Here is a 378-nt window from a genome sequence, read left to right as displayed (position 1 = left end):
TTTGTGTTTTTCGAATACATCTATTAAATAATAAAATGAGACCAGTAGCTGCTGATAGATCCCTCATTTCGTCTATTTAAGAAGCTCCCTGGATAATAGAATAAGAATTTAACTTTCTTTAACATTTACAACAACTTCACCAAATAATTTATCTCCAATATACACTTCTAACTTCCATAATCCTGGTGTCGGAAATTCCATACCTGATGGAACGTGCGTATCAGCTCCATTATTAGGACTTACTCCTACATCTGGATACTCCCATACTTTTTCATTACTAGTCATTCCCGTACTTTTAATTAGCACTTTGTGTTCTACACCTTTTTCGTCATTTCCAACAACTATTTACCTTCCTTTAAATTCTTCTTTTTCTCCCCC

1 protein-coding gene is annotated in these 378 nt (G+C 34.1%); it reads right to left on the bottom strand.

What is annotated here, in order from left to right:
- Nucleotides 1-108: 108 nt before the first annotated feature.
- The gene (locus ACFSCX_RS23325) at nt 109-306 is read right to left on the bottom strand and encodes a hypothetical protein (RefSeq protein WP_377930657.1); all 198 of its coding nucleotides are present in this window, start codon (nt 304-306) and stop codon (nt 109-111) included.
- Nucleotides 307-378 lie beyond the last annotated feature (72 nt).

The organism is Bacillus salitolerans (assembly GCF_042680805.1).
Taxonomy (GTDB): domain Bacteria; phylum Bacillota; class Bacilli; order Bacillales; family SA4; genus Bacillus_CJ; species Bacillus_CJ salitolerans.
The sequence above is the reverse complement of the archived record's forward strand: the minus strand, read 5'-3'. Positions and strand labels throughout refer to the sequence as shown.